We start from the raw sequence: 23,586 nt of genomic DNA, 5'->3' as shown, positions 1-23,586 counted from the left end.
TATTATGATGTTGGTGGTCATATAAAAATTTCATTTTGAGCCTATCAGGTCGCACCTCATTTCTGGTCGGAAAAACGGAAATCTTACCTCTTACAAAATTTCACTTGGTCATTCGTGATAGTTAAAACTATACTGTATGAATATACAGTATTTTAGGTGTAACTATGCGAGTGACTTATCTTGGGGTGTCTCAGTCCCAATCTTTTATTGATGCGAACAGTGTGCGGATTCCGCTTTATGTGGAGTCTGTGTCGGCTGGGTTTCCTTCGCCTGCTCAGGATTTTGTTGAGCGAGCGTTGGATTTGAATGAGCTTTGTATTCCTCGTCCTATGTCTACCTTTTTTGTGCGAGCACAGGGGGAGTCTATGATAGATGCAGGGATTAATTCTGGCGATGTGTTGGTGGTGGATCGTTCACTTACGGCTAAGCATGGCGATATTATCATTGCGAGTGTTCATGGTGAAATGACGGTGAAGACGTTGGAGTTAAAGCCAGAGGTGTTGCTTCGTCCTAAGAATAAAGCCTATAAGCCGATCCCGATTACGGAGGAATCCGAGTTCGAGGTGTTTGGCGTGGTGACCAGTGTGTTTCGTCAGTTAAAACACCATTAATGGAAACGGTGTTTGCGTTGGTGGATTGCAATAACTTTTACGCGAGTTGCGAAAAGTTGTTTCGGCCAGACTTAAAACATAAGCCAGTGATTGTGCTGTCGAATAACGATGGCTGTGTGATTGCGCTGCTCTAAAGAAGTGAAGGCGCTGGGCATTAAAATGGGTGGCCCCATTTTTACACTACGAGATGAAATCGCGCGTCACGGCATTGTGTGTTTTTCATCTAATTATGCGCTGTATGCGGATATGTCTAATCGGGTGATGACGCTGTTGGAAGAAGAAGCGCCCAGGGTGGAAGTGTATTCCATTGATGAGGCGTTTTTAGATTTAACGGGCGTGGATAATGTGGTGGATTTGTTGGCGTTTGGTCAGCAGGTGAAACGCAAGATTGATCAGTTCACCGGTATTCCAGTTTGTGTGGGAATTGCTCCGTCGAAAACGCTGGCAAAGTTAGCGAACCATGCAGCGAAGAAATACGACAAGACAGGCGGCGTGGTGAACCTGATGGATCGAGCACGCCAGCGTCGGCTTTTGGCTTTGGTTGATGTGGGCGATGTGTGGGGCGTGGGTCGTCGTATTTCGGAAAAACTGCGAACTCGTAACATTCATACCGCGTTGGATTTGGCTGATGCGGATGCTAAAGCAATTCGGAGTGAGTTTTCGGTTGTGCTGGAACGAACCGTGCGAGAGTTAAACGGTGTCTCGTGTTTGGATTTAGAAAGCGTTAGGCCGATTAAACAGCAGATTATTTGCAGTCGCTCGTTTGGCCGTCGTATTACAGAGCAACAAGAACTACGGGAAGCAATCGCAAAGTACACGACCAGAGCCGCAGAGAAATTACGAGGCGAACAGCGCTTATGCCGTGTGGTGAGTGTGTTTATTCGCACCAGCCCACATGCCAAGGGTGAACCTCATTACGCCAATTCCTTTTCTGCCGAATTACCCAACCCAACTGATGATACGCGGGATTTGTTAAACGTGGCTGATGTCTTGTTTCAGCGTATTTGGCGCGCTGGCTTTCGTTATATGAAAGGCGGCGTCATGCTGACAGACTTCTATGAACACGGCATGTATCAACAAGACCTGTTCCGATCCGATAGCACCAAACCGAACGCCAAAGCACTGATGAAAGTGGTCGACACCATCAACCACAGCGGCCTCGGCAACGTCTTCTTCGCCTCACAAGGTGTCTCACCACAATGGTCCATGAAACGAGAACATCTATCCCCAGCCTACACGACCAGATGGGGAGAACTGCCAAAGGTTTGGTGATATTAAAAAAATATCGGATTGGCCTTGAAAAATACGGCTACTGTATGTATATACAGTAATGTGTGAGTGGTCACACATTCCAATAGCTTAATTAAGGATAGTTTATGTTGAAGAAAATTGTGTTAGTGGTTGCTGCAGTATCTTCTTTTGGTGTGTTAGCTGATCAATCTAGTATCGGACAGTTTGATACAAAGTCACTTTGTATTTATAACGGTCAGCTATTCAGCATTGGTGCAACTGTCCAGTCAGGGAAAACTAAATTAACTTGTATTATGCCTGAAAAAACTGAAAATAAATCTAGTGGTATTTATCGTGACACTATATTTAAAACTGCTCATTGGGCTTAGTTTCAAAAGTTAGATTATAAAAAAACCACCTTCGGGTGGTTTTTTTATGCCTGAATAAAACGTTTTCATCAAAAAACATCTGTGATTTACCGCCAACAGGCCGCCATTGAGTTGTTAAGGTGTTTTGCTCCAGCCCAATAAATACAAGGCTTTAACTATAAAATGTCGCTTTCATAAGAAGAGAACGACACTTTATAAATTGTTCTTTCTGTCTTCTTAATTTAATATTTACTTGGCTCGGTGAAATCCATTGTCGGGATATCAGGTCTTGAAAAATTGATAAAAGGAAAAATCAATGCATAAATTAATGTTGAAAATTGTTACCTGTTCTTTGTTGGCAGTTGGACTGGTTGGTTGTGGTACTATTTATTTCGGCGGTACGCCGATGATTAAGACAACAGATCAGCTTTATGTTGAGAATATATCTCTTACGTTAACCGAGTCTGTAACGCCAGATATTGAGTATTATAAAGAAGAAGAAGTGCAAAAAATCTTTGAAGATACTCTTATAAAACACTTACAAGAAGACAATTTATTAACATTGGACAATACTCAAAACTCGTTGAGTATTGAAATAACATACCATAGACAATTCGGTGCTGATAGTACCCCGTTTCCTACTGACTCACTTCGTGGTCCTCGCATTAGTTATACAATCACCGTTAAAGATGGAAGTAAGGTTTTAACTGATAAAAGTCGGTCCGGTTTGGAATATGTTGGGAATATGATGATGAAACTTAAGATCGGCAGTTACTCAATGAGAGAGAAGTCTGATGAAGATGCGCTTATTGAAGGAGTAGCAGAAATGATCGCAGAGGATATTGAAAACTTAGAAAAGCCGTAGAGTTTTTGTAAGAACTTATCAAATTATCTTTTTAAAAAAGACGACCTTATGATCGCCTAAGAAGCCACCTTCGGGTGGTTTTTTTGTGCCTGAACAAAACGTTTTCATTGAAAAAGACTTGTGATTTACCGCCAACATGCCGCCATTGAGTTGTTAATGTGCTTTGCTGTAGCTCAATAAAAACAAGGCTCTATGTGTAAAATGTCGCTTTCGTAAGGAGAGAACGACATTCGATAAATACACGCGCGAGGCTTGCGAAGGCGGGAGTTAGCCGTTAAAGTTTCTCCATACTGTTAGTTTTGTATCTAACGGCAACACAACAAACATATAGAGCCTCGCTGATGCGGGGCTTTGTCATTTCTGGGCCTCGCTGATTGCGGGGCTTTTTTGTTTCTAGATTGGACGCACGTTATGAAATTCCTACCGGATGAGCTACTTCAAACAGCTGCGTTCGTCCTTGTGGGGCTGATGGGTGGTGCTGTGAAATATCTTCGTGATTTCCAACATAAAGCTAAGAAGTTCTCATTGATTCACATGCTTATCGCTGTGTTTACAGGCGGTTTCTTGGGCATGCTCACATTCTTTCTTTGTGCATCTCTCAATATAGGCGGGCCGATGACTGGCTTTATGGCAGGTGTTGCCGGGCTGATGGGTGATGAAGCAATCAAACTCTTTATTAATCGATTTAAGCGGGGCTTGTCATGAGTTTAAATTTATCTCAATTGCGTGAGTACGTTGTCATACCTGCATTACAGCAGTTAGGAATGTATTCATTAGCCGCTGAACAGCTTGTGCTGGGGACGATTGCTCAAGAGTCACACGGTTCGTATTTGAAGCAATTGGCTAATGGGCCAGCACTTGGACTCATTCAGATGGAGCCAGCAACACACAAAGACCTGTGGATCAACTTCATCAAATATAAACGAGCCATAAAGCATTCGTTGCTGATGATGACCTCAGACAGTGTAGATGAATGCTATGAGCAGAATGGCTGGCCTGATCATGTTGCGCTGATTTGGAATCTCAGATACGCCATTGCTATGTGCCGTGTTCACTATTACCGAAAGCCTCAAGCACTGCCAGAAGCCCACAATATCAGGGCTTTGGGTCAGTATTGGAAAGATCACTACAACACGATTCACGGTGCCGGCACTGTTGAAGAGTTCATTAACCATTTTCCATTCGAGCTGTATGGAATCGATAAGGAGCAATACCTATGAGTACAATTTTCTTAGCCATTTTAAAGACATTATTAACGAAATTAGTCACCGAAAAGGTGTTGATCGCTGTCTTCTTACATGTGGCCGAATCACTGACAAAAAAGAGCAGCAATACTCTTGACGATAAGCTCATGGTTGAAATTAAAAAAGCTCTCAATGAGTCGTAAATTTCAGTAATAAATCATCATTTTTACTGTGTTAAAAGTAGCTCAATTTTTATGACAAAACCGCTCATTATGCTTTTTTACTGAAAAGTGGCAAAAAAGGTCTGTTTTTAGCTTAATGCTGATCAATTGGTTAATTTTATTGATTGTTTATATCCTATTGATTTACAAGGAAAAGGTACTCTCTATAGGGCCCTTTTTTCTGCGGGTAGAAGACTCGCGGGGTCACAGAAATTTTTCAGAAATTAGCTTCTATTACCCATTCCCATTTGACCATCATTCTTGTGAATAGAGGGTGAATTTACATGGCTACAAAAATACAGCTTGCCGCCGCTTTGGATGTGAACGTTAAGACGATCCGTAATCATGAAAAAGAGGGCTATGCCGTTGTTCGCGATGAATCTGGCTCAATCGACATTGAAAAATCGGTGCATGCTTATGTGGATTATCTATCGGAAACGGTTCGGCAGCTGAGAGCGAATAATGGGAGGAAAACGGGGGGAACCAGTAGAAACAGTAAACAGCCAAAAACCCTCGAAGATTGGAAAAAAGAGAAGGAAAAGCAGGCGGCGATAAAACTGCATCTACACAATGGCCGTGAAAGCGGTGAATTAGTGCCTTATGACGCCTTGTTAGAGTTGGTGAATGGCCCACTTTCGATGTTTAGAAGGCAGCTTTTAGACGTACCCAATCAGTTGCAAAAACGCTTACAAGTTTCTCCTAAAGAGGTGAAGGCTATTGAGCAGGTAGTTGAAGGCGCTTTTGAAAGTTTAAATGAGCTTGGAAATGATGAATTACCGTCGCTTATCGAGAACATTCTCGAAAAATATTCTAAGCATTACGTCCCCGCCGAAGAAGATACCGCTAATACCGTGGAGTAAAGACAACTATAACTCTGATGCTCAGATATACCCGCCTAAGTCGTTTCAAAGGGCGTGGTTACTTGCTCTTGAATCGCCTTATATTGAAAAAATTGTTCTGTCTAAAAGTGCGCGTGTTGGTTACGCGATTTTTATAAACACGTCTGTGGCGTGGCTGGTATCGAATGATCCTGGCAACATTATGATTGTTCAGAACACACAGGGCGATGCGGAAAAGTTCGCGACAAAAGAAATAGGCAAGGTTTTTAATCACTGTTCGCCAGTGATATCTAAGTTATACGGTAAAAATACTTCAACCGAGAAAAGTTTTTTCGGTGGTGACTTGTCCGTTGTTTGGGCCACGTCCGCCAGTAGCTTTCGCATGGTGACAATCAAGTATCTCTTCATGGATGAGATATCGGGCTGGCCGGATAACGTCGATAAAGAAGGCGACCCAATTGATTTGGGTATCACTCGAACTGAAAGTGAAGGGCAACGCAAGATTGTTCTTGGTTCCACTCCAAAAGAAGCCGGCACTTGCAAGATCACTCGTGAATTTTTACAGACAGACCAGCGTTATTTGTATGTACCTTGTCCTCATTGCGAATTCAAACAACGTTTAAAATTAGAGAATTTTAGATACTCAGCAAAAGACTATAAAAGTGCGCATTTTGTTTGTACGAACTGCAGCGGAAAAATTGAAGAACACCATAAATTCAACATGGTGGAAGCGGGCGAATGGCGCGCGACACGTGAATTTGAATGTTGTGATGTTCATCAGGTGCCAGAACAATGGGACGAAACTGGCAGCGCACTTTGCTGCAAATGTGGTGAACCAGGTGATACCAACGAGCGCGGAAAAATAGACGCTGGTTTTCATATTTGGTCAGCGTACAACGACAACCCCAACACATCATTGCCATCCATTGCCGCCGAATACGACAAGGCGAAAAAAGACCCACGCAAAATGCAAACCTTCATGAACACGAAGGTGGGTGTGGAGTATTCGGATGCATCAAGAGCTCATAAGCTTAATAACTTTGAAGCGCTTTACCATCGTCGTGAATATTACTCACCAATGGAATCTCTACCTGAGGAAACACGATGTGTGTTGGCAACAGTGGATACTCAGAAAAACCGTTTTGATTACCACTTTTGGGCAGTTGGTGACCGTGGTGAAATGTGGGCGATTCATTATGGAAAAGTACATGGAGACCCAGAAGATTTATCTACTCAACAAAACCTTATTCATGAATTAGAAACAGAATTTACTCTGTCTGATGGAAGACGTATTGGAGTGTTTGCCGCCGCAATGGACTGTAACGGGCATGCATGGAAAGCCATGCTTGAATTTTGTGCTCCATATCAAGGTTGGATTTTTGCTATTCGTGGTGAAGTGAATGCAAAAACCAAATTCAAACCAGAATTCACATTGAGTTTTAAGGTTCACCCTGAAGTGAAATGTGAATACCGAAGTCTCAATGTTCATCAACTAAAGAACCGAGCGGCAGAACGTTTAAATAACGAAATGCCAGGAAAGAACTACATTCATTTCCCGGTCAATGATGTGTTTGATTTGGTCTATTTCCAAATGCTTACAGCGGAAGAATTAAAAGGCAGTGGTAGCAATGTGAAGTGGGACAAAAAGCCCGATCAAAAACGAAATGAGCCATGGGATTTACTCGTGTACGTGCTTTGGTTGTGGGACTTTTTACGACCCGAAATAAAACATGCTTCCCCACAAGAGCCACTTGGCCTAATTGACCCCAATGCTCACAAAATCACAGATGACGTGATAGAGAACGATTATGGCGATTATTACGAAACGTCAGATTATGGAGATTATTAATGGCTATCTACTCAACTGAAGACAATCTCAAGATTGTTCAACAAGCCATCACTGACCTAGTGCAGGGCAAGCGCAAAGTGAGAGTGGAATACACCAACCCACAAGGTGGTCGAACGGCCATGCAATATACGGAAGTAAGCTTGTCAGAATTACGCATGTTAGAACATCAAATGACCAGCGATTTGCAGTCTGTTCCCTTGATGGAAAGCGTTGATGTCGAGGTGCTATTTTGAGTTATTCAAGTGTTGCCAAATCGCCATTATTCAAAGGGGCTGAATTGCATGATAACGAGAAGAGCGAAAGTGTTCTTCTTAAGGAAATTACTGCCAGCCATCACCTTGTGCGAAATAACCCGTTGTTACGAGTGGGAGCGTCAAGGTTTCGTGCAAGCTGCATTGGAGGTGGAGCCAAACCCGTATTCGATCCAGAACTGTTCAGTGAAAATTTCATCAAGAGCTTTCAAGAATGGGAGTTGTATTGTGACTTTTACGACAACACGAACTTAGCAGGAGTCCAAGCATTAGCTGTCATGACCATGTTACTGGATGGGAGTGCTTTCTTTGTTCGTCGTCGTACCTTGCATCCAATACCGTTGCAAATCCAAGTCGTGAGTCCGTTAAGTCTGGCTATCGACTTAGAGCAAACAGGGTCTAGTAGCTACGTTCGTGGCGGCATCATGTACGCTAAAAATGGCAAAATTAAAAAGTACGCTTTTTACAAGCTACCAAGAGACCATCCAGACTTCGATGAAGACTCGGTTAACTGGTTACCAGCAGAAGATGTAATTCACCTACGTGATGTTGTGCATGTCTCGCAAAGCACAGCACAACCTTGGATTTCCCCAGGGGCAGATTTTGCTAAGCAATATCAGGACAACCAAACAGTTGAAATAAAATCTCGAATGAAGCGAGTAGGGCAACAGGTATTTGCTCTAAAAGAAGCAGAAGTGAGCCAAACTGCGACAGGACCAAACAACCATAAAACGCCCAATAGATTAGTTCACCATGCTGGTGGTGTGACGTTCTTAAATGGGGTGAAAGAAGTGAAAACCGCCTCGCCAGCTGAAATCGCGGGTAACTATCAAGAGCATAACAACCAAGTGTTACGCATGATTGCAGGGCTTTTGGGAATTACCTATGAAATGCTCACAGGTGACTTAACGCAAGTGAACTATTCCAGCATTCGCGCGGGCATGATTAATCACCGTAGGCTAATTAGCCAGCTACGGGACATTGTGCTTGGCCCTGCTTTTAATCGCATGTTGAGTTGGTTTATTGATGCTTATCACCTCGCAAACACAGACGGCTTACCCAACTACTTTGACAATCCATACACCTACCTGAACCCCACTTGGATTTGGCCTGAATGGGAAGAAATCGACCCACTTAAAGCAGCCAAAGCGCTAGTTCTCGAAGTTCAGAATGACATCACATCACTGGAAGAAATTTCCAACAGCCGTGGTAAGACGTTGGATAAGCACCTTGATGGGGTAAAACGCAGCCAGGACGCAAAACAAACAAGAGGAATACAAGATGCGCCATCTACTGCAATTGATGACGAACGCTCCGATGATGATGACGATTGACGCGCATCAAGCAAACTTTGATCTGCTCAAACAGTTTTATCAGAACCCAAGCTTGTTCTTAAGTGGCGATAAAAGTGGACGTGAAGACACCTTTTGCCACATTGGGATTTTCGGACCCACTTCACACCGCTTCAATGGACTAGACGCGAACTGCAATGAAATTTTGTCTTACCGTGATTTACGCCAACGCTTCAATGCTCTTGTTCAAGACGATTCGGTGAAGAACATCTTTGTGGAATTTGACGGCCCGGGTGGGGAAGCATCCGGCTGCTTTGATCTGGCTAACTTGATCAAAGAGATTGGCACAGTAAAACCGGTGATTGGCTTCATCAATGGTGGTTCGTACTCGGCTAATTACGCCTTAGCCAGTGCTTGTACTGAACTTTACGCCAGCCCACACAGTATGGCTGGTTCCATTGGAGTGATCTTTGGTCGTCGTGAAGTTCATAACGACAAAGAGACCATTACCTACTTCACCACAGGGGAAGCCAAAGCTGATGGCTCGCCACATTTGGCATTAAGTGAGGAAGAGCGTCAACGTCACCAAGCCATGGTGAACCAGTTGGGGGATGCTTTCTTTCAGCTGGTGGCGAACAACCGAGGCGTAGAAGCGGCTCAGGTGCAGGCCCTTCAAGCGAAATCCTTTACCGCTCGTGACCTGTTGGCTCACGGTTTAATTGACGACATCAAAACAGAAGAAGAGATCCACGCCATGATGACAGACGCAAAACACAAGCGAATTGTCGCCGAGATCCAAGCCACTCATGACGCTGAAACAGCCGAAATGAAGGAACAGATCCAAGTGCTACAAACCTCGCTGCAATCACAGGAAAGCTCACATAAAGAGCTTGCCCAGAAAATTAACCAGCTTGCACAAGCCGCCGGGGTACCAGAATTGGCGGGGCAACTCATCGAAGATAAAGCCGATGAGCAAGCGGCAGCAAAAGCGCTAAAGGAAGCCGCCGCGAAAAAGGACGAAGACATTTCATTAACCAGCGGGTTGGAGTCATCTAAGGAAGAAGACTACGACATGCTGCAACTGATTGAGGAAGCATAATGCAAGAGATTCATAACAAAGTCTCCGAGTCGCTGATTCTTCTTTGGGCTCATGAACAAGGGGAAATGTGCATTAAGCAAATCGATGCCGCGGCTTCCCAACCAGAATGGGCCATCGTGACCAAAGAAGGTGAAGCGTTATCGGTATCTGATGAAAACTATGACGGCAGCGACGCCTACGGTATTCATGCGGGTGGCGGCAAAGTGTACTGGGCCAATTGTGTATTCAATACGCTCTACATTGCGTGGCCAGAAGGGGTGACAGAGCTAATTAAGGCGAAAATCACAGAGCAGCTTGAAAAAGCCTTCATTGTTATCAAAGAAGGGTCACAGTAATGGAAAAGGAAATTTTTGAACATGAAGCGTTTTCGCTTACTTCGCTGACAACCGGCTTTAATGCATCAATGCATATAGATGCCGCTGTCCTGAATATGTTCACAGTGGAAAATGTCGAAAATCGTACTGTGATGATTGTGAAATCTGGACAACAGTTGCAAGTATTAATGCCAGGTGAAATTGGCCAAAACCCAAACATCGACGAACACGACGCTGAAAGTGCTGTACCAGTTCGTTTGATTCGTTATCCATTTGATACACGAATTGTTCCCAGTGACCTGTCACGCATCAGCTCATTACGCGACAAGAAAATCAAAGCGCAAGAGCTTGCGTCTTTGGTGAAAAGTCAAATGGGTAAGCACAAGGACAACCATCGCTATACCGCAGCCTATACCGCGTACTCCGCGTTAAAAGGCAAAGTGAAAAACAAGAAAGGCACAGTGCTGGTGGATCTTCACAAAGTATTGGGCGTAGATGAACGCAAGCTGGATTTGAAGCTAGGAACGGCAGGAACCAATGTGCCAACCTTGCTCAAAGGGCTACGCAAAGCCACCGTGGACAATGCGAAAAAGCATGGTCACCTGACTTTACTGGGTGTCGAGTGCCGTATTGGTCAGGAAATGATTGAACGAATTCTCAATCATGCCAGCATCAAAACGTTCTACAGTGAAGAAATTCACGCAAAACGTGTGGTGGCCTTCGCGGATGATCCAAGTGAAATCAACATTTGTGGTATCAAGTTTGTTTCTGACGAAGCAGACGAAGTGGCGACAAAAGGCGCAAGTTACCCGCTGGGTGTAAAAGGCTTGTTTGGTATGTTGCGAGCACCAGCCGATGTGCTGCATGCGAGTTCAGCCAAAGCGCGTGAATGCCACATCACCACTAAAGAGCTAGATCATGACGAAGGCCTAGAAATCCGCTCCCGCGCGATTTATTTGCCGATTGCACGTGATCCGTCCTTGTTAGCGGAAATCTATTCTTCTAACTAATTAGTACCTTCAACTCCTTACTTTTTGATCCATGAGGTGCTTATGAATCTCAGTCATCGTGCTGTCTTGGAATCGCTCAAAAGCGAAATCGATAAGGAGTTTGGGCAAGATGCGATATGGACATCGCAAGAAGGTACAACGGACACCATAACAGGGACGTTCTCATTTCTTGAAAGCGATGTGAACACCACGTCGAAATCAAAAACCGCAGGGCAACTGCATGTTGAAGTGATCACCGCGACCTTTTGCGTATCACCCAATCATTGCCCCTGTGAAGAAGGAGATTGCCTCGAAATAGACGGCGTATCTTATCTGGTTTTACCGTTTCAGAAAGGCGAGTATGAAATCATTCTTCCCTTAAAAATAACGCAAAACAAAGACCATAATTGGCGGTGATTTATGAACCTAGAGATAGATTTAGGTGATGGCATTGCTGAACTTGAAGAACAACTTGAGTTGTCTATTCGTCAACTTCAACAAGCGGTCACTCGAACCATAAAGAAAACCGCCCGCTGGTTAGAAACACAAACAAAGAGAGAGTTAGGTGTTGCTTTATCAGTACCTCAACGAGTGTTAGCGGCTCGATATTACAAGACGTTTTATATGAAAAACGGTCGACGAACCGTGAATGTCTGGTTTGGTTTATCGACAATTTCTGTGAGCGCATTAGGTAAACCCGTTCAAACCGATATTGGTGTGAGGGTGGGAAAACATCATTTTATTGGTGCTTTTGTCGCTACGATGAAAAGTGGCCATAAAGGTGTTTTTAAACGAAAGCATGCCTCAGGCGGCAAGCGTTCGAAACGATCAGACGGACAATGGACGGAACTGCCAATTGAAGAAGAGCGCTTTCCTATTGAGCAGATTGCCCAGCCCATCATAGAGCGCTATCACGTGCGAGCCGAAGCGCGCTTTCACCACATCTTGAAACAAGAGATCAACTTCGTAATGAACATCGAGGGGCAGTGAGTGGTAAACACCAATATTAATTTAAGTGATGTACACCAAGCCATCATAGATGCTCTGAAGAGGCGATTTTCTAAAGTCACCATCGCCAGTTACGACCCAAGTGACAATCTCGAAACGCTTGCTCCGGCCTGTTTGCTTAACATTGAAGAGTTACCCAAAGCGCCTGATGTAGGCGATGGTCGTTATCCTGTTGTGGCGCAATTTGCCATTCATTGTGTGCTAGGGCAGGAAGTTAAAGATCTACAAATGGAACTCCAAGAGTTTGCCATTGCTGTTTCTCAATTTGTTTATGAAAAGGGGATCTGGCTAAAAGGTTCAGTCTTAGAAAAGCCGTTCAATATCGAAGCGTACCCTGGCAACTTTCGCAAAAATACCCTTGGTGGTTTTGACTCGTGGGTGGTGAATTGGGAGCAAAAACTCTACCTTGGTGCGTCCACTTGGCAACCTGAAACGGTTAAAAGCGGCATTCGCATTGCGGCCGGCCCAACCGATGAAAACAACCAAGATGAATACCGGAGCCTCTAATGCGTCAACTTATTGAAGCCATGGTTCGGGATATGTTGAACCCCTATCTCGATAGAATTGAAGAACTAAGTGAAGAAACCGAAGATTTAAGACGACGCCTGCAAAGCATTATTCGTCTTGGTTATGTTACCGAAGTGCATGAGTCAGGTACTTTGATTCGAGTTCAACACGGCGCGCTTAAAACGCCTTTTGTTCGTTGGTTTTCTAGTGCTGCTGGCGATACTTCAGATTACCGGTGCCCAAGTGTGAATGAACAGGCTGTTTTGCTGAACTATGGTGCGGGTAACAATGGCACACAAACCGTCGCCCTAGTCGGATTGTTTAGTGATAAATTTCCAGCTCCAAGCAATGATCCCAATGAAATTATCCGTTGTTATCCTGATGGCTCACGTGTTTCTTACCATACTCAAAAACATTTAATGACAGTGAATTCAATAGGTGATTTGAATGTTGATATTGGTGGTTCTGCCATCGTAACTGTCGGTATGGATGCAAGCATAGATGTAAAAGGTAAAACGGCTCTCAAATCATCAGGTGATACAACAGTTGATGCTTCTAAGATAAAGCTGAATGGTGGTGCTGGAGTCGTTACTGGTGCGCATAAATGCATGATCACCGGATTACCACATGCAGATTGTTCGTCTACCGTCACTGCAGCAAAGTGAAGGATTTAACGTGAGGAAAATATGGCATTAGACAAAGAGCTATTAGCTCAAGACATTGAAGCGGCGATGGTTGCAAACGGCTTTGAGCCATTAGCAGGAAAAGCAGCGGGTCATGATTGGTGGTTGGCGTTTGCAGAGGGCATCGTTAATCACATTACTCAAAATGCTCAAGTTGAAGTAACCAAAGGGTCCAGTGCTGGATCATATCAAGTGAGCTAATAAAAAGAGTGAATAACCAAATGGTAGGCATCGATCGAAAAACAGGACGAACAATAGATGGCTTTGATCAACTAGTGAGCCGTATTACACAAGTTATGACTACACCCAAAGTAGGACGAGCAAAACGCCCAACATTTGGAAGTGATGTTCGTCAATACATGGGCGCGAATATGTCTGACAGTATGTTAATTCGGTTGCAAGCGGCTGCGATTGCCGCTTTTTATGAGCCAATCAATGGACTTACTGATTTTGTTCCTTCTCGTTGTGTAGCTAAGCGATTAATAGATGGATTAGCTTTGTATTTTGAGGGCAAATGGAATGGCCGAGATGTTAAATTTGAGGTGCCATTAGATGTTTCCACATCAAAATCCACTACCTAAACCAGACATCATCACCACACCGAACTTTGATGATCTTTTTAAAACGGTCAAAGAGAATGTACTGACGTATTTGTCAGAAAATGCACCGGATGACGTAGCGGATGTAACAGAAACCTTTGAAAACGAAGCCGAGTTGTTAACCAAATTTACTCAAGCGTTTACTGTCATACTGCAAAGTCACTTTCGACAAATGAACGCTCAAGCGTTGCAGATGTTTGGCATGTACGCGACCGACGATGCCATGGTGGATTTAATCGCCAGCCAATTAGGAGTGGAGCGTCAAATACTGGAAGAAGGCGACCCAAATGCGTTTCCTCCAGTACCGCCAACGGTCGAAAGTAACGAAACCTTACTCACACGTTATTACTTAGCTGCCTATGCACTGGCGACAACGGGCACACGATCGGGTTACCGATTCAATGCAATGACGCTGGGAGGACGCCCCAAAGTAACGGTTGAAAGCCCAACGAAAAGCAAAGTCGTGGTGACCTACGAATTTGAAGCGCATGACATGGCTGGGCAAACCAAAGATGCCCAAGCAAGACGTGTTTCACCAGGTGAAGTGGACTGTTTCATATTGGCCCATTCCAATAACGGCGTTCCCGCCGAATCACTTATAACAGCAACGCAAGAATACATGCAGCGGGACGACATCGCTCAAGAAACGGATCTACTCACAGTCAAAGCACCTACGATAAAAACATGGTCATGTGATGCTGTGCTTTATGTACGTAATGGCTCTGACGAAGATGTGGTGAAAGCCGCTGCAGAAGCAGCCGTTCGTGAGTATGCAGAACAGCAACATAGGCTAGGCGGAAGCGTTGAGCTTTCCATGTTGTATAGCGTCTTACTCAAAACCACGGGGGCACATCGTGGTGATTTGATCGACCCACCAGATCCAATACGCTGTGAATACAACGAGGCACCTTACCTTGAGTCAGTCCAAATTACCGTCAACACTGAAAACCTATAGTGTTTTACCAGACAATCGCAGTCCACTAGAGCGCGCATTAGAACTTGCTTTAAGTGAGGCTCTGTATTCGATTGATCACTCATATCCTGAATTATTGGATGCTCAAAAAGCACCAATAGAAGGAATTGCAACGCTCGGTATTGATCGACAAGTGCCAGTTTGGGATTCAGAAGACTCTGAGCAGGCGAAACGAAATCGTGTTGAATATGCTTGGCGTAATAGGCAGCTAAGTGGGACACGAGCAGGGTTTATAAAAGCGCTCGAGCAAATGGGATTTGGTGCTGATGTTACGCCATGGTTTAAAAAGCCTTCGGAGTTAGAGCCCTATTACTTTCAAATATGGGTGTATGCCTCAGACCGTGTACTGACGCCAGAAATCAACGCTCGCATAGATCAACTTCTTATAGAAATGAAGTCAGAGCGAGATTCCTACGTTATGGATCTTGCTCGTGAGTCCATTGCTTCGCCACGCATTGCCGTAGCAGCAGAGATTGGCATCACCATGACATCACTGCCATTTGTTCCAGCCGGCAGTGAGGCAAACGCATTAACCCATACGGGCATAGCCCAGCATCTAAGAATTATATCGACATCGGAGCCAGCGAGAAATGAGTGACTATAGAACTTACATCACAGAGACAGGTTTTGGTCTTGAGCGTGATGCAAAATTTAGAAACACACATGTCGACCATTCAATTTTAGTCGTAGGTGATGGTGTACTTCCAGACAGTGCATCGCCAGCGGAACAAACAGATTTAGTTCACCAAGTAAGATCCTATGCAATTACGATAGAGAAGGATGATATAGATCCAAATGTCTGGATTGCTCGAGCTGAAATTCCGGCTAGTGACGGAGGCTTTTTTATCAAAGAAGCAGGAGTGAAAACGTCAGATGGAGAGCTTTATGCCTATGCTCGTCAAGCGGGTGACTATAAACCATTGCTCGATGAAGGGCAGGGTAAAAGCTATACAATCCGCCTTAAGTTTGTTCCAGGCAATGCAGACGCGATTCAAATCAAGATTGACCCTTCAGTACAATTCGTAACCCCAACGGATTTGAGTAACGCGGTTCAAACTCATGTTGAGGAAGAAGATCCTCACGAACAGTATCAAACTAAAGTACTTGCTGCTTCTCAGGCATCATCAGAGAAAAAGTATGTTGATACGTTACAAAACCAGAAAAAGCTATTTGATGTTTCAGGTACTGCCGATGCTATTGTGTTAACCAGTAAGGCAGGGACGACACCCATTACTGAATTAAATGATTTTGACGAGTTTTCATTCATCGTCACAGCAACCAATACATCATCCAACATGACGATAAAAATCGATGAGTTAGATGCTGTTACATTGTCTGGCATTAGCAGTGACACACAAATATTTGAAACCGCGTTGCTGACTGTTCGATACATCGGCGGAGCGTTCTATATTGCTGAGCAGATTAATCCAAAAACAGGTAATCCAGTCGCTCTCATTGGTGAAATTCTATCAACATCTTTTGCTCAAACTGGCGCTTGTAAGATGCGGTTCAATGCTGGTGAGTTGAATCGTTCGACGCATCCTATTTTATTCGCCAAAGCTCAAAAAGAAGGTTTAGTTGATCAAGCGTTGAAAGATGCAGATCTACGGAAATATGGCGGTAAATGGGGGGATGGCGATGGTTCAACGACATTCACATGTCCTATTTATGACGGCACATTCTTACGTTATGCAGACAATGGGCGCGGTTTAGATGTTGGGCGTGAACTGGGGAGTTGGCAGGAGGATGCTATTCGTAATATCACTGCATTTACGCTGTTAGCGACTGATGGAGGTCGAAATAGCGCGATGTCAGTAAGTAATTCAGGCGCGTTTGTGACGCCTCCATCCACAGATAGAGTGGATGCGACAAACGGGGATCGTAATACTATAGGCCCCCACGGTTTGCAATTCGATGCTTCTGCTGTTGTCCCTACTGCCGATGACAACCATCCGATGAGCTACGCCGTCGACGCTGAATTTTTGGTGTGAGGAATTATATGAAAATTTTAAATGCGTTTGATCGATCTACAGAGTTTTGGGTATTCACTGGTAGGGTGGAGCAGCAAATAGATCCGCTCAGCAAAGAGCTAGTATCGTTACGTTATGCAACGGATAAAGAGCTGCTTCCAGAAAAAGAAGGTTTTGTTCAGGGCTTCGTGACAGGCGAATGGAAATACTACGCTGATAATCGTGGCACAGAATACTGGGACGAAGATGGCACCAAACACGTCATAAACGAACTAGGGGAAGAACTACCCGAGAGCGCTTTATTAGAGGAGCCGCCCAAACCGGAGCCAACTTTTGAAGAACGCCTAGCCTCGGCCATTGCTAATCGGGAAGCCGCTTACAAAAAGGAATCCGACCCTTTATACATGGAATGGCAATACGATGGCACAGCCGAAGCCGAGCAAAAATGGCGCGATAAAGTCGCCGAGATCAAAGAGCGCCTTCCCTTACCAACGAAATAACAATTTCTAATTAAAGAACCCATCAAACACCCAGCCGCGCAAGCGGTTTTTTTACGTCTGGAGAAAGCCCATGACCACAAAACAGCCGCCTAATCCTCGGCAAAAATACACCGTACTCTCGCCTTACCAATGTCCAAATTACAAACTTTGGCACTCAAAAGGCGACACGGTCGAGCTGCTTCCGTGCGAAGCGGAATACTTAATCCTCAGCGGTAAAGTCGCCCTTGCGACAACGGCCGCCAAATCAAAAGGAGAGGCGTAATGCCAGAAATTGCATCCTTTGTACATAACGGCATGAGTGTCGAAACACACTCTGCACCGCCACCAATGGGGCCGTTGGGCGGCGTCGTTTTAGGCGTAGTCGGCACCGCGCCAGACGCCGACCCACTCTGGCCTAAAAACAGTCCAATCCGCATTGCTAACATGGGCTCGGTCGCCAAGCTAGATATGGCAGGCACCGAACGAGGCACGCTTTATCGCACTTGTTACGAATTGCTCCGCATCGTTTCCGTGCCCATTTATGTTGTGATTGTGGATGAAGAAACGGACGCTGCTGACACAGTAAACAACGTCATCGGTAAAGTGGATGCGGAAACTGGCCAGCGAACCGGCATTCAAGCCTTAAGCGATTGCCAAGAAGTCCCAACCCACATTGCGGCACCGGGCTTTAATACTAAACCGGTTGCAGATGCACTTGCTGCAATGGGCAAACGTTTATTTGCGATCCCGGTTGGCGATGGTCCCAACACCAGCGATAACGCCGCCATCGAATACTCAAAATCCCTCGGTGGCGAAGGCACAGGGTACGACGCATTCTATGTGGTCGATCCGTTCGTCTCGGTTTACAGCCAAGCGGCGAAAGGCAACGTCTACTTCTCTGGCGCGGCTATTGCCTTATCTTGCTTTGCTCGAGTCAAACCATGGGAAAGCCCAGCGAAAGGCGGCATGGGGGCATTAATCCAAGGCACAGCGCGAACCATTGATTACAACATCATGGACAAAGCCACCAATGGTGATTTGATGAACCGCTTCGGTATCTCGTACTTTGCCCGCACGTCCATGGGCGGCTTCTCGCTGATTGGTAACCGTTGCGTCATGGGTCGATTCGTCTCACAAGTGGGTCTTGAATACGCCATCATTCGCAAGCTAGCGAAAACAGCCCAGCGCGCCATGGCTCGAAACCTCAGCGAATCTTTCATGAACCAAGAGATTGAAAAACTCAACTTCTGGCTCAAATCCCTGCAAGCCGACGAAACCATCATGGGCGCGCAAGTCTACTTGCACCCCACGCTCAACAACGTCGAAAACTACACCAACGGCGAATGGCACATCGCCATCAAATACCACGGCTACGCACCGAATGAACACATGGTGTATCACCTAATTGAAGATGTCGGCATCGTCGAATCGTTCCTTGAAGGAGTTCTATAATGGCAGGACAACGTTCACGCATCAGCAGAATGGCCATCATCAACGGTGAGCCATTAATCAAAGAACTCGACGAGTTCACCCCGCCCGAAGTCAAAAAGACCATGCAAGAAACCCGCGGCGGTTCATTTATCCCCGGTGAAGTCATGGTCGGGTTGGAAAAGCTCACAGCCAAATTCAAAATCAAAGGTGCCAGCCAAACCTTGCTGTCTGCTTTTGGGCTAGCCGATGGCGAGATGTGCCAGGTCAACGTAAACGAATCTCACCAAGACGAAGATGGCAACAAATTCGCCATCAAATACAGCGTCACAGGGGAAATCACCAGCGTCACCGAATCCGCCAGTAAAATGGGCGAGCTACCCGACAACGAAATGGAAATGTCGGTCAGCGCCTATAAAAAGACCGAAGCAGGGCGAACCATCTACGAGATCGATCGCAACGCGCAAATCCTCGACCTTGGCAATGGCGACATCCTCGCCGAACACCGTCGCAACGTTGGCTTACCTTAATTCATAGCGTTAATCGTCAGCCAAACCAATTCAAGCCCCTTTGCCCGCTTACTTTTAACAGACGTTACGTTCAAAAGAGCCGAGCGGGCTTTTTTACCTAATTGAAAAGAGAACCACCATGTTTGAACCAAAAACACACAGCCTAGTTTGGCCAATTGAAAACGAGCAAAGCCAACCAATTAAAAGCGTAAGCATCCGTCCAATCACCATGGGCCAGCACCGCAACCTAAGTAAAACTCACAAAGCCGATGACACCAAACTGCTTCGAGTTTGCATTAGCCAGAGTGCCGGTTTAAATGAAAAATTGCTCAAACAGCTTGTCACACCAGACTACAACAGCATTCAAAACCAAGTGTTGGAACTCATCAACACCACCGCCAGTAAATTAATGGAAGACTCATTTGATCCAGCTGAACCAACTTTATTGATTCCAATTGAAGGCGACGATGGCCAACAAAAAACCAGCTACAAACTCAAGCCGCCAACCGTCGCCACCACCGACCTAATGGACACCTATAGCGACGAATGGGAACGCACCATCTTCATCAGCTCAAGCTGTTCAGGTTTCTCAAAAGATGAACTAGAACGCCTCAGCTTGCCTGACTGGAACCAGCTACAGGAGCGCCTGATCGATTTTTTGGAAAAACCGGCGGACTACTTTCGCCCAAAGACGTAGAAGTCCTAACCGACGTGATCCCGCTGGTTTACCACGTTCCACCATCTGAAATACTCAACTGGCGCATCGACGAAGCCATGCGCCGTTACCACCTAGCCGCCGCCAAACTAGGAATAAACAAGGGGTAAGCCGTGGCCGATAAAAAGATCTCCATCGCATTGTCTGCGATAGATAAATTCAGTAAACCATTCAAAGCGGCCATCCAAACGGCAGGTAAATTAGACCAACAAGTAGAAGAAACCAGCGCAAACCTAAAGAAACTTGGCAGCCAACAAGCGTTAGTTGCCCGTTTCAAAACCCTGAACACCCGCCTAGACGAAACCCGCAAGGCCATGTCTCAGGCAACCCAAGAAACAACACGCTTAAAACAATCAGAACTCAACGCCAAAGAAGTCGTAAAGCAACACACAGCCGAACTTGCCAAAGCTGAAAAAGCTGTATTAGATGCTGCCCAAGCCTATGGCGCACAGTCTCGCCAAGTGCTCGATGCAAGCCAAAAAGTAAAGCAGCTCACCAAAGACAAAAGAACCGCCGAACTCGCCCACAAAAAAGAAAAAGTCGCCCTCAAAACCTCAGAACAAGCGACCAAGCAACTTACCAGCGCCTACGGCAAACAAGCCAAAGAACTGGGCGGATTACGTCGAGACATGGGCGCGGCAGGCTTAAAGGTCAATTCTTTAGGCGCCCAAGAACTCAAACTTGCACGTCAAACCGATCAGGCAAGCAAAGCCCTAGACCGCCAGCAAGCCAAGCTGAAAAAGGTCCAAACCCTAAAAGGCCGCATTGCCGATCGTAATGCTCAAAAAGGCGAACTGGTCGGGCAAGCCGTCGGCCTAGTGGTAAAAACCGCGCCCCTCATCATGGCGGGAAAACGCGCTGTCGACTACGAAAACACCTTTGCTGACGTCAAAAAAGTCGTCAACTTTTCCGACAAAAAGGAAGAGGCCGAATACCGCACCAGCATGATGAAACTCGCTGGCCGCCTTGGCGTTCAGCAAGAAGGCATTGCCGACATCGTCACCGCCGCAGGGCAATCCGGCATCGAAAAAAACCAGCTGCTCCAGTTTGCTGAATCCGCCACCAAAATGAGCGTGGCGTGGGACGTATCGGCAGAAGAGGCCGGTTCCACCCTCGCCACATGGCGCGCGGCCATGGGACTCACCCAAAAGAACGCCTTAGACCTAGCCGACGCCACCAACTACTTAAGCAACAACATGAACGCTAAGGCAAAGGACATTGCCGCCGTCATGGTGCGCCAAGGCTCCACCGCCATGGGCGCAGGTTTAAACTACAACCAAACCGCTGCTTTGTCTGCCAGCCTCATTGCAGGCGGTGCGACTCAAGAAGTCGCCGCCACCGCCCTGAAAAACATCACCGGACGACTCACATCTGGTTACGCCGCCACCGCCGCCCAGCAAGATGCCATGGGGCGCATCGGCTTCAATGCTGAAGAACTAGCGGACATGATGCAGCAAGACGCCCAAGGTACCCTTGTGGAAGTCATGCGAGGCTTGCAAGACGTCAACGCCACAGACCGAGGCGCAGTGATTTCGCAGCTCTTTGGGGAAGAAGTAAAAGGCGCGGTGGCCAAACTCGTCACCACACTGGACGACGACAAAAACGGCCTCGTTGCTGCTTTTGCCAAAGTCGCCAACCAAGCCGATCGCACCAACAGCGTCAACGACGAATACGCCAACCGCGCCGCCACCCGTGGCCACAAACTCGCCATGCTCGGCGCTAAATTTGACCGCATGACCATCGTACTGGGCGACCGTCTTTTGCCCGTGCTCGATGCCGTCTTGCCGCCGCTCATGTCCGTGGTGGACAGCGTGGCCGACTTCGCCGAAGCCAACCCACAGCTTGCCTCCGGTTTACTCGGCGTGGCCGCCGCCATCGCCGTGGTCAAAGCCGGTGCTATCGCTTTTAAACTCGCCAAACTCACCCTTGGCAACGGACGCGATCGCTTCAACTTAGGCAAAACCAAACTCACCAGCGCCACCGACCAAACCACCCAAAGCGCCAACCGAGCATCACGCTCCCTAGACCGACTCAACCGCAAACTAAACGGACTTGGCGCAGGCGCGGGTTACGGCACAGGAAGCAGGGCAGGCAGAAGAGCAGGCAACCGACTCGCAGGTCTAAGAAGTTATGAAGACCAAATTTCAGACCGCAACAACCCAACCAAACGCGCCAGCGCAGGCGGTCGTTTTGGCAAATTTGGCAAGTTAGGAAAACTCGGTGCCTTAAAAGGCGCAGGGCGATTCTTTCGTCCACTGGACATGGCCATGCAAGGTGTCAGCCTCGCTTCTGCCATGTCTGGCGGTAGCGGCACCGAAATAGGCGCAACCGCAGGCGACATGGTAGGGGGAATGGGTGGCGCGGCGGCTGGCGGCTTAGCCGGAGCCGCCATTGGTTCCGTCGTACCTGTTATTGGTACCGCCATTGGTGGCCTCGTTGGCTCCATCGCAGGCGGCATGGGCGGAGGCGCACTAGGGGAATGGATTGGCAGCAACATAGGCGGCTGGTTCACCGACGACAAAACCGACCAACCCGCACCAGAAGCCATTGCCAAGCAAAGCCAACAACTACAAAACAACAACAAAAGCATGACCTTCGCGCCAACCATTCACCTAACACCAACAGGCAACCCAACCTACGATCAACAAGTCAGCGACCAAGTGATAGAACGCCTAAAAGCCGAATTTACACAGGGCATGATGGGCAACATGGACGTCGCCTCAAGGTCGGATGGGAGCTTGACGGATAAGCGAACGAGTTAATGGCTAAGTCGCTTGTGCAGTGGTAAATGGGGGTCGGTGAAATGCAGACCCCTATAAATGCTTCTAAGACACGTGTGCAGCGGTAAATTTTCAAGGAGGAACGAATCGTTCCTCCTTGAAACCATAGGCATAGGGAATGATGGCAACATGGGCGTTGCGACAAGAGCCGATGGGAGGTTGAAGGATAAGCAGAGTTCATAGAGTGTCATTGGTTTGAAAAAGGTTTGCTGGTGTTTCAAAATTAAGCTACTAGAATAAATTAGTAAGAGCCCGCAGTGTCTCTATTAATGGTTTTAAGTTATATCTAGTAAAAGTTAACAATAAAATTCGTATAATTAATATTTCACTTTAATAAGGAAGTCTAGTGGTAATTGGTCGGTCTGTTGAATGTTTGATTTGTAATAGTGACTTTTTTATTCGAGTTGGTATTGGTTTAGATTCATATCAAAAACACTATTTTGATTGTTTGAATTGCGAGCAACCAATAGGAGTTGCTGTTCGAAATGGAAGTATTGAAACTATAGAAAATTGTAAGCTTGGTGGGTTTGAAATTGATAGTAGTAAAAAAATTATAAACTTACATCCTAGTTTTTGTTTTCCCGTTGAAAAATATCATGATATTAGCTTCTTCCCATCTATAGAGGAAGTTGCACTTCTTAGTCCTCATATTAGGAAAAAAGAAGGGGCTTTTTTGCAAGATGTTGCTACTCAATTTGATATCCCTAATGCAGATTCAATATGGGGTAAAGTTAAGGCAATATATGATTTTTCACATATTAAAGGTAAAGAAAAGGCACTGGTAAAAACAATAAAAGGTTACAATTTAATTAGAAAAAAATGA

Annotated in this window: 31 protein-coding genes; all 31 read left to right on the top strand. The window is 46.0% G+C overall.

Annotated elements, in window-relative coordinates:
• The first annotated feature begins 164 nt into the window (after positions 1-164).
• The 31 genes from umuD (at position 165) to AC0L3Y_RS15565 (ending at position 23,586) form a co-directional block, all read left to right on the top strand.
• Complete coding sequence (umuD, locus tag AC0L3Y_RS15715; RefSeq protein ID WP_473466043.1) at positions 165-611, top strand: translesion error-prone DNA polymerase V autoproteolytic subunit; 447 nt, start codon at positions 165-167, stop codon at positions 609-611.
• Complete coding sequence (locus tag AC0L3Y_RS15710; protein WP_473466040.1) at positions 611-745, top strand: Y-family DNA polymerase; 135 nt, start codon at positions 611-613, stop codon at positions 743-745. The genes umuD and AC0L3Y_RS15710 overlap by 1 nt, the downstream gene beginning before the upstream one ends.
• Positions 732-1,883 (top strand): translesion error-prone DNA polymerase V subunit UmuC, encoded by a 1,152-nt coding sequence (umuC, locus tag AC0L3Y_RS15705; protein ID WP_473466037.1) that lies wholly within the window; start codon positions 732-734, stop codon positions 1,881-1,883. Before AC0L3Y_RS15710 ends, umuC begins: the two co-directional genes overlap by 14 nt.
• 104 nt (positions 1,884-1,987) lie before the next feature.
• Positions 1,988-2,230, top strand: a complete 243-nt coding sequence (locus tag AC0L3Y_RS15700) for a DUF1496 domain-containing protein (protein ID WP_473466032.1) — start codon at positions 1,988-1,990, stop codon at positions 2,228-2,230.
• A gap of 295 nt (positions 2,231-2,525) precedes the next feature.
• Complete coding sequence (locus AC0L3Y_RS15695; RefSeq protein WP_473466028.1) at positions 2,526-3,074, top strand: hypothetical protein; 549 nt, start codon at positions 2,526-2,528, stop codon at positions 3,072-3,074.
• A 411-nt stretch (positions 3,075-3,485) separates the two neighbouring features.
• Positions 3,486-3,779 (top strand): phage holin family protein, encoded by a 294-nt coding sequence (locus AC0L3Y_RS15690; RefSeq protein ID WP_473466024.1) that lies wholly within the window; start codon positions 3,486-3,488, stop codon positions 3,777-3,779.
• A complete protein-coding gene (locus AC0L3Y_RS15685) occupies positions 3,776-4,294 on the top strand; it encodes a hypothetical protein (protein WP_473466018.1) in 519 nt (172 codons plus the stop codon). The genes AC0L3Y_RS15690 and AC0L3Y_RS15685 overlap by 4 nt, the downstream gene beginning before the upstream one ends.
• Positions 4,291-4,461, top strand: coding sequence for a hypothetical protein (locus AC0L3Y_RS15680; protein WP_473466015.1), 171 nt, complete (start codon positions 4,291-4,293; stop codon positions 4,459-4,461). Before AC0L3Y_RS15685 ends, AC0L3Y_RS15680 begins: the two co-directional genes overlap by 4 nt.
• Positions 4,462-4,763: 302 nt before the next feature.
• A complete protein-coding gene (locus tag AC0L3Y_RS15675; protein WP_473466012.1) occupies positions 4,764-5,339 on the top strand; it encodes a hypothetical protein in 576 nt (191 codons plus the stop codon).
• On the top strand, positions 5,245-7,167 hold the full coding sequence (locus AC0L3Y_RS15670) for a terminase gpA endonuclease subunit (protein WP_473466009.1): 1,923 nt from the start codon (positions 5,245-5,247) through the stop codon (positions 7,165-7,167). Before AC0L3Y_RS15675 ends, AC0L3Y_RS15670 begins: the two co-directional genes overlap by 95 nt.
• Positions 7,167-7,400: a gpW family head-tail joining protein gene (gene gpW / locus AC0L3Y_RS15665; protein WP_473466006.1), complete on the top strand. Its 234-nt coding sequence runs from the start codon at positions 7,167-7,169 to the stop codon at positions 7,398-7,400. Before AC0L3Y_RS15670 ends, gpW begins: the two co-directional genes overlap by 1 nt.
• Complete coding sequence (locus tag AC0L3Y_RS15660) at positions 7,397-8,752, top strand: phage portal protein (RefSeq protein ID WP_473466003.1); 1,356 nt, start codon at positions 7,397-7,399, stop codon at positions 8,750-8,752. Before gpW ends, AC0L3Y_RS15660 begins: the two co-directional genes overlap by 4 nt.
• Positions 8,700-9,809 (top strand): S49 family peptidase, encoded by a 1,110-nt coding sequence (locus AC0L3Y_RS15655; protein WP_473466000.1) that lies wholly within the window; start codon positions 8,700-8,702, stop codon positions 9,807-9,809. The genes AC0L3Y_RS15660 and AC0L3Y_RS15655 overlap by 53 nt, the downstream gene beginning before the upstream one ends.
• The gene (locus tag AC0L3Y_RS15650; RefSeq protein ID WP_473465997.1) at positions 9,809-10,144 is read left to right on the top strand and encodes a hypothetical protein; all 336 of its coding nucleotides are present in this window, start codon (positions 9,809-9,811) and stop codon (positions 10,142-10,144) included. Before AC0L3Y_RS15655 ends, AC0L3Y_RS15650 begins: the two co-directional genes overlap by 1 nt.
• Positions 10,144-11,133, top strand: coding sequence for a major capsid protein (locus AC0L3Y_RS15645; RefSeq protein ID WP_473465993.1), 990 nt, complete (start codon positions 10,144-10,146; stop codon positions 11,131-11,133). The genes AC0L3Y_RS15650 and AC0L3Y_RS15645 overlap by 1 nt, the downstream gene beginning before the upstream one ends.
• A gap of 42 nt (positions 11,134-11,175) precedes the next feature.
• Positions 11,176-11,529 (top strand): head-tail joining protein, encoded by a 354-nt coding sequence (locus AC0L3Y_RS15640; RefSeq protein WP_473465990.1) that lies wholly within the window; start codon positions 11,176-11,178, stop codon positions 11,527-11,529.
• A gap of 3 nt (positions 11,530-11,532) precedes the next feature.
• Positions 11,533-12,102, top strand: coding sequence for a hypothetical protein (locus AC0L3Y_RS15635; protein WP_473465987.1), 570 nt, complete (start codon positions 11,533-11,535; stop codon positions 12,100-12,102).
• Positions 12,103-12,627: a hypothetical protein gene (locus AC0L3Y_RS15630; protein WP_473465984.1), complete on the top strand. Its 525-nt coding sequence runs from the start codon at positions 12,103-12,105 to the stop codon at positions 12,625-12,627.
• Positions 12,627-13,292 (top strand): phage baseplate assembly protein V, encoded by a 666-nt coding sequence (locus AC0L3Y_RS15625; protein WP_473465981.1) that lies wholly within the window; start codon positions 12,627-12,629, stop codon positions 13,290-13,292. Before AC0L3Y_RS15630 ends, AC0L3Y_RS15625 begins: the two co-directional genes overlap by 1 nt.
• 21 nt (positions 13,293-13,313) lie before the next feature.
• Positions 13,314-13,511 (top strand): hypothetical protein, encoded by a 198-nt coding sequence (locus AC0L3Y_RS15620; RefSeq protein ID WP_473465976.1) that lies wholly within the window; start codon positions 13,314-13,316, stop codon positions 13,509-13,511.
• A 20-nt stretch (positions 13,512-13,531) separates the two neighbouring features.
• Positions 13,532-13,891, top strand: coding sequence for a hypothetical protein (locus AC0L3Y_RS15615; RefSeq protein WP_473465973.1), 360 nt, complete (start codon positions 13,532-13,534; stop codon positions 13,889-13,891).
• Complete coding sequence (locus tag AC0L3Y_RS15610) at positions 13,863-14,864, top strand: baseplate J/gp47 family protein (protein WP_473465971.1); 1,002 nt, start codon at positions 13,863-13,865, stop codon at positions 14,862-14,864. Before AC0L3Y_RS15615 ends, AC0L3Y_RS15610 begins: the two co-directional genes overlap by 29 nt.
• Positions 14,824-15,480, top strand: a complete 657-nt coding sequence (locus AC0L3Y_RS15605; protein ID WP_473465968.1) for a phage tail protein I — start codon at positions 14,824-14,826, stop codon at positions 15,478-15,480. The genes AC0L3Y_RS15610 and AC0L3Y_RS15605 overlap by 41 nt, the downstream gene beginning before the upstream one ends.
• Positions 15,473-16,873 carry a phage tail protein gene (locus tag AC0L3Y_RS15600; protein WP_473465965.1) on the top strand — a complete coding sequence of 467 codons (1,401 nt, stop codon included), beginning with the start codon at positions 15,473-15,475 and terminating at the stop codon, positions 16,871-16,873. Before AC0L3Y_RS15605 ends, AC0L3Y_RS15600 begins: the two co-directional genes overlap by 8 nt.
• The gene (locus AC0L3Y_RS15595; RefSeq protein ID WP_473465962.1) at positions 16,870-17,352 is read left to right on the top strand and encodes a hypothetical protein; all 483 of its coding nucleotides are present in this window, start codon (positions 16,870-16,872) and stop codon (positions 17,350-17,352) included. The genes AC0L3Y_RS15600 and AC0L3Y_RS15595 overlap by 4 nt, the downstream gene beginning before the upstream one ends.
• Positions 17,353-17,422: 70 nt before the next feature.
• A complete protein-coding gene (locus AC0L3Y_RS15590) occupies positions 17,423-17,614 on the top strand; it encodes a hypothetical protein (RefSeq protein WP_473465959.1) in 192 nt (63 codons plus the stop codon).
• Positions 17,614-18,783: a phage tail sheath protein gene (locus tag AC0L3Y_RS15585; protein WP_473465956.1), complete on the top strand. Its 1,170-nt coding sequence runs from the start codon at positions 17,614-17,616 to the stop codon at positions 18,781-18,783. Before AC0L3Y_RS15590 ends, AC0L3Y_RS15585 begins: the two co-directional genes overlap by 1 nt.
• Positions 18,783-19,289 carry a phage major tail tube protein gene (locus AC0L3Y_RS15580; RefSeq protein ID WP_473465952.1) on the top strand — a complete coding sequence of 169 codons (507 nt, stop codon included), beginning with the start codon at positions 18,783-18,785 and terminating at the stop codon, positions 19,287-19,289. The genes AC0L3Y_RS15585 and AC0L3Y_RS15580 overlap by 1 nt, the downstream gene beginning before the upstream one ends.
• Positions 19,290-19,407: 118 nt before the next feature.
• Entirely contained in the window at positions 19,408-19,965 is a 558-nt protein-coding gene (locus AC0L3Y_RS15575) for a phage tail assembly protein (protein WP_473465949.1), read from the top strand.
• A gap of 131 nt (positions 19,966-20,096) precedes the next feature.
• Positions 20,097-22,745 (top strand): phage tail tape measure protein, encoded by a 2,649-nt coding sequence (locus AC0L3Y_RS15570; protein WP_473465945.1) that lies wholly within the window; start codon positions 20,097-20,099, stop codon positions 22,743-22,745.
• Positions 22,746-23,109: 364 nt separating this feature from the next.
• Positions 23,110-23,586, top strand: coding sequence for a hypothetical protein (locus AC0L3Y_RS15565; RefSeq protein ID WP_473465941.1), 477 nt, complete (start codon positions 23,110-23,112; stop codon positions 23,584-23,586).

The sequence above is a fragment of the Marinomonas sp. GJ51-14 genome, from assembly GCF_055808695.1.
The sequence above is the reverse complement of the archived record's forward strand: the minus strand, read 5'-3'. Positions and strand labels throughout refer to the sequence as shown.

Bases quoted from the DNA above. Each gene is read 5' to 3' on its own strand.
- AC0L3Y_RS15685 (WP_473466018.1), top strand. From the start codon at position 3,776: ATGAGTTTAAATTTATCTCAATTGCGTGAGTACGTTGTCATACCTGCA.
- AC0L3Y_RS15700 (WP_473466032.1), top strand. From the start codon at position 1,988: ATGTTGAAGAAAATTGTGTTAGTGGTTGCTGCAGTATCTTCTTTTGGT.
- AC0L3Y_RS15580 (WP_473465952.1), top strand. From the start codon at position 18,783: ATGGCAGGACAACGTTCACGCATCAGCAGAATGGCCATCATCAACGGT.
- AC0L3Y_RS15635 (WP_473465987.1), top strand. From the start codon at position 11,533: ATGAACCTAGAGATAGATTTAGGTGATGGCATTGCTGAACTTGAAGAA.
- AC0L3Y_RS15675 (WP_473466012.1), top strand. From the start codon at position 4,764: ATGGCTACAAAAATACAGCTTGCCGCCGCTTTGGATGTGAACGTTAAG.
- AC0L3Y_RS15680 (WP_473466015.1), top strand. From the start codon at position 4,291: ATGAGTACAATTTTCTTAGCCATTTTAAAGACATTATTAACGAAATTA.
- AC0L3Y_RS15640 (WP_473465990.1), top strand. From the start codon at position 11,176: ATGAATCTCAGTCATCGTGCTGTCTTGGAATCGCTCAAAAGCGAAATC.
- AC0L3Y_RS15590 (WP_473465959.1), top strand. From the start codon at position 17,423: ATGACCACAAAACAGCCGCCTAATCCTCGGCAAAAATACACCGTACTC.
- AC0L3Y_RS15575 (WP_473465949.1), top strand. From the start codon at position 19,408: ATGTTTGAACCAAAAACACACAGCCTAGTTTGGCCAATTGAAAACGAG.
- AC0L3Y_RS15670 (WP_473466009.1), top strand. From the start codon at position 5,245: ATGATGAATTACCGTCGCTTATCGAGAACATTCTCGAAAAATATTCTA.
- AC0L3Y_RS15585 (WP_473465956.1), top strand. From the start codon at position 17,614: ATGCCAGAAATTGCATCCTTTGTACATAACGGCATGAGTGTCGAAACA.
- AC0L3Y_RS15620 (WP_473465976.1), top strand. From the start codon at position 13,314: ATGGCATTAGACAAAGAGCTATTAGCTCAAGACATTGAAGCGGCGATG.
- umuD (WP_473466043.1), top strand. From the start codon at position 165: ATGCGAGTGACTTATCTTGGGGTGTCTCAGTCCCAATCTTTTATTGAT.
- AC0L3Y_RS15650 (WP_473465997.1), top strand. From the start codon at position 9,809: ATGCAAGAGATTCATAACAAAGTCTCCGAGTCGCTGATTCTTCTTTGG.
- AC0L3Y_RS15600 (WP_473465965.1), top strand. From the start codon at position 15,473: ATGAGTGACTATAGAACTTACATCACAGAGACAGGTTTTGGTCTTGAG.
- AC0L3Y_RS15690 (WP_473466024.1), top strand. From the start codon at position 3,486: ATGAAATTCCTACCGGATGAGCTACTTCAAACAGCTGCGTTCGTCCTT.
- AC0L3Y_RS15710 (WP_473466040.1), top strand. From the start codon at position 611: ATGGAAACGGTGTTTGCGTTGGTGGATTGCAATAACTTTTACGCGAGT.
- gpW (WP_473466006.1), top strand. From the start codon at position 7,167: ATGGCTATCTACTCAACTGAAGACAATCTCAAGATTGTTCAACAAGCC.
- AC0L3Y_RS15655 (WP_473466000.1), top strand. From the start codon at position 8,700: ATGCGCCATCTACTGCAATTGATGACGAACGCTCCGATGATGATGACG.
- AC0L3Y_RS15645 (WP_473465993.1), top strand. From the start codon at position 10,144: ATGGAAAAGGAAATTTTTGAACATGAAGCGTTTTCGCTTACTTCGCTG.
- AC0L3Y_RS15625 (WP_473465981.1), top strand. From the start codon at position 12,627: ATGCGTCAACTTATTGAAGCCATGGTTCGGGATATGTTGAACCCCTAT.
- AC0L3Y_RS15615 (WP_473465973.1), top strand. From the start codon at position 13,532: ATGGTAGGCATCGATCGAAAAACAGGACGAACAATAGATGGCTTTGAT.
- AC0L3Y_RS15610 (WP_473465971.1), top strand. From the start codon at position 13,863: ATGTTTCCACATCAAAATCCACTACCTAAACCAGACATCATCACCACA.
- AC0L3Y_RS15695 (WP_473466028.1), top strand. From the start codon at position 2,526: ATGCATAAATTAATGTTGAAAATTGTTACCTGTTCTTTGTTGGCAGTT.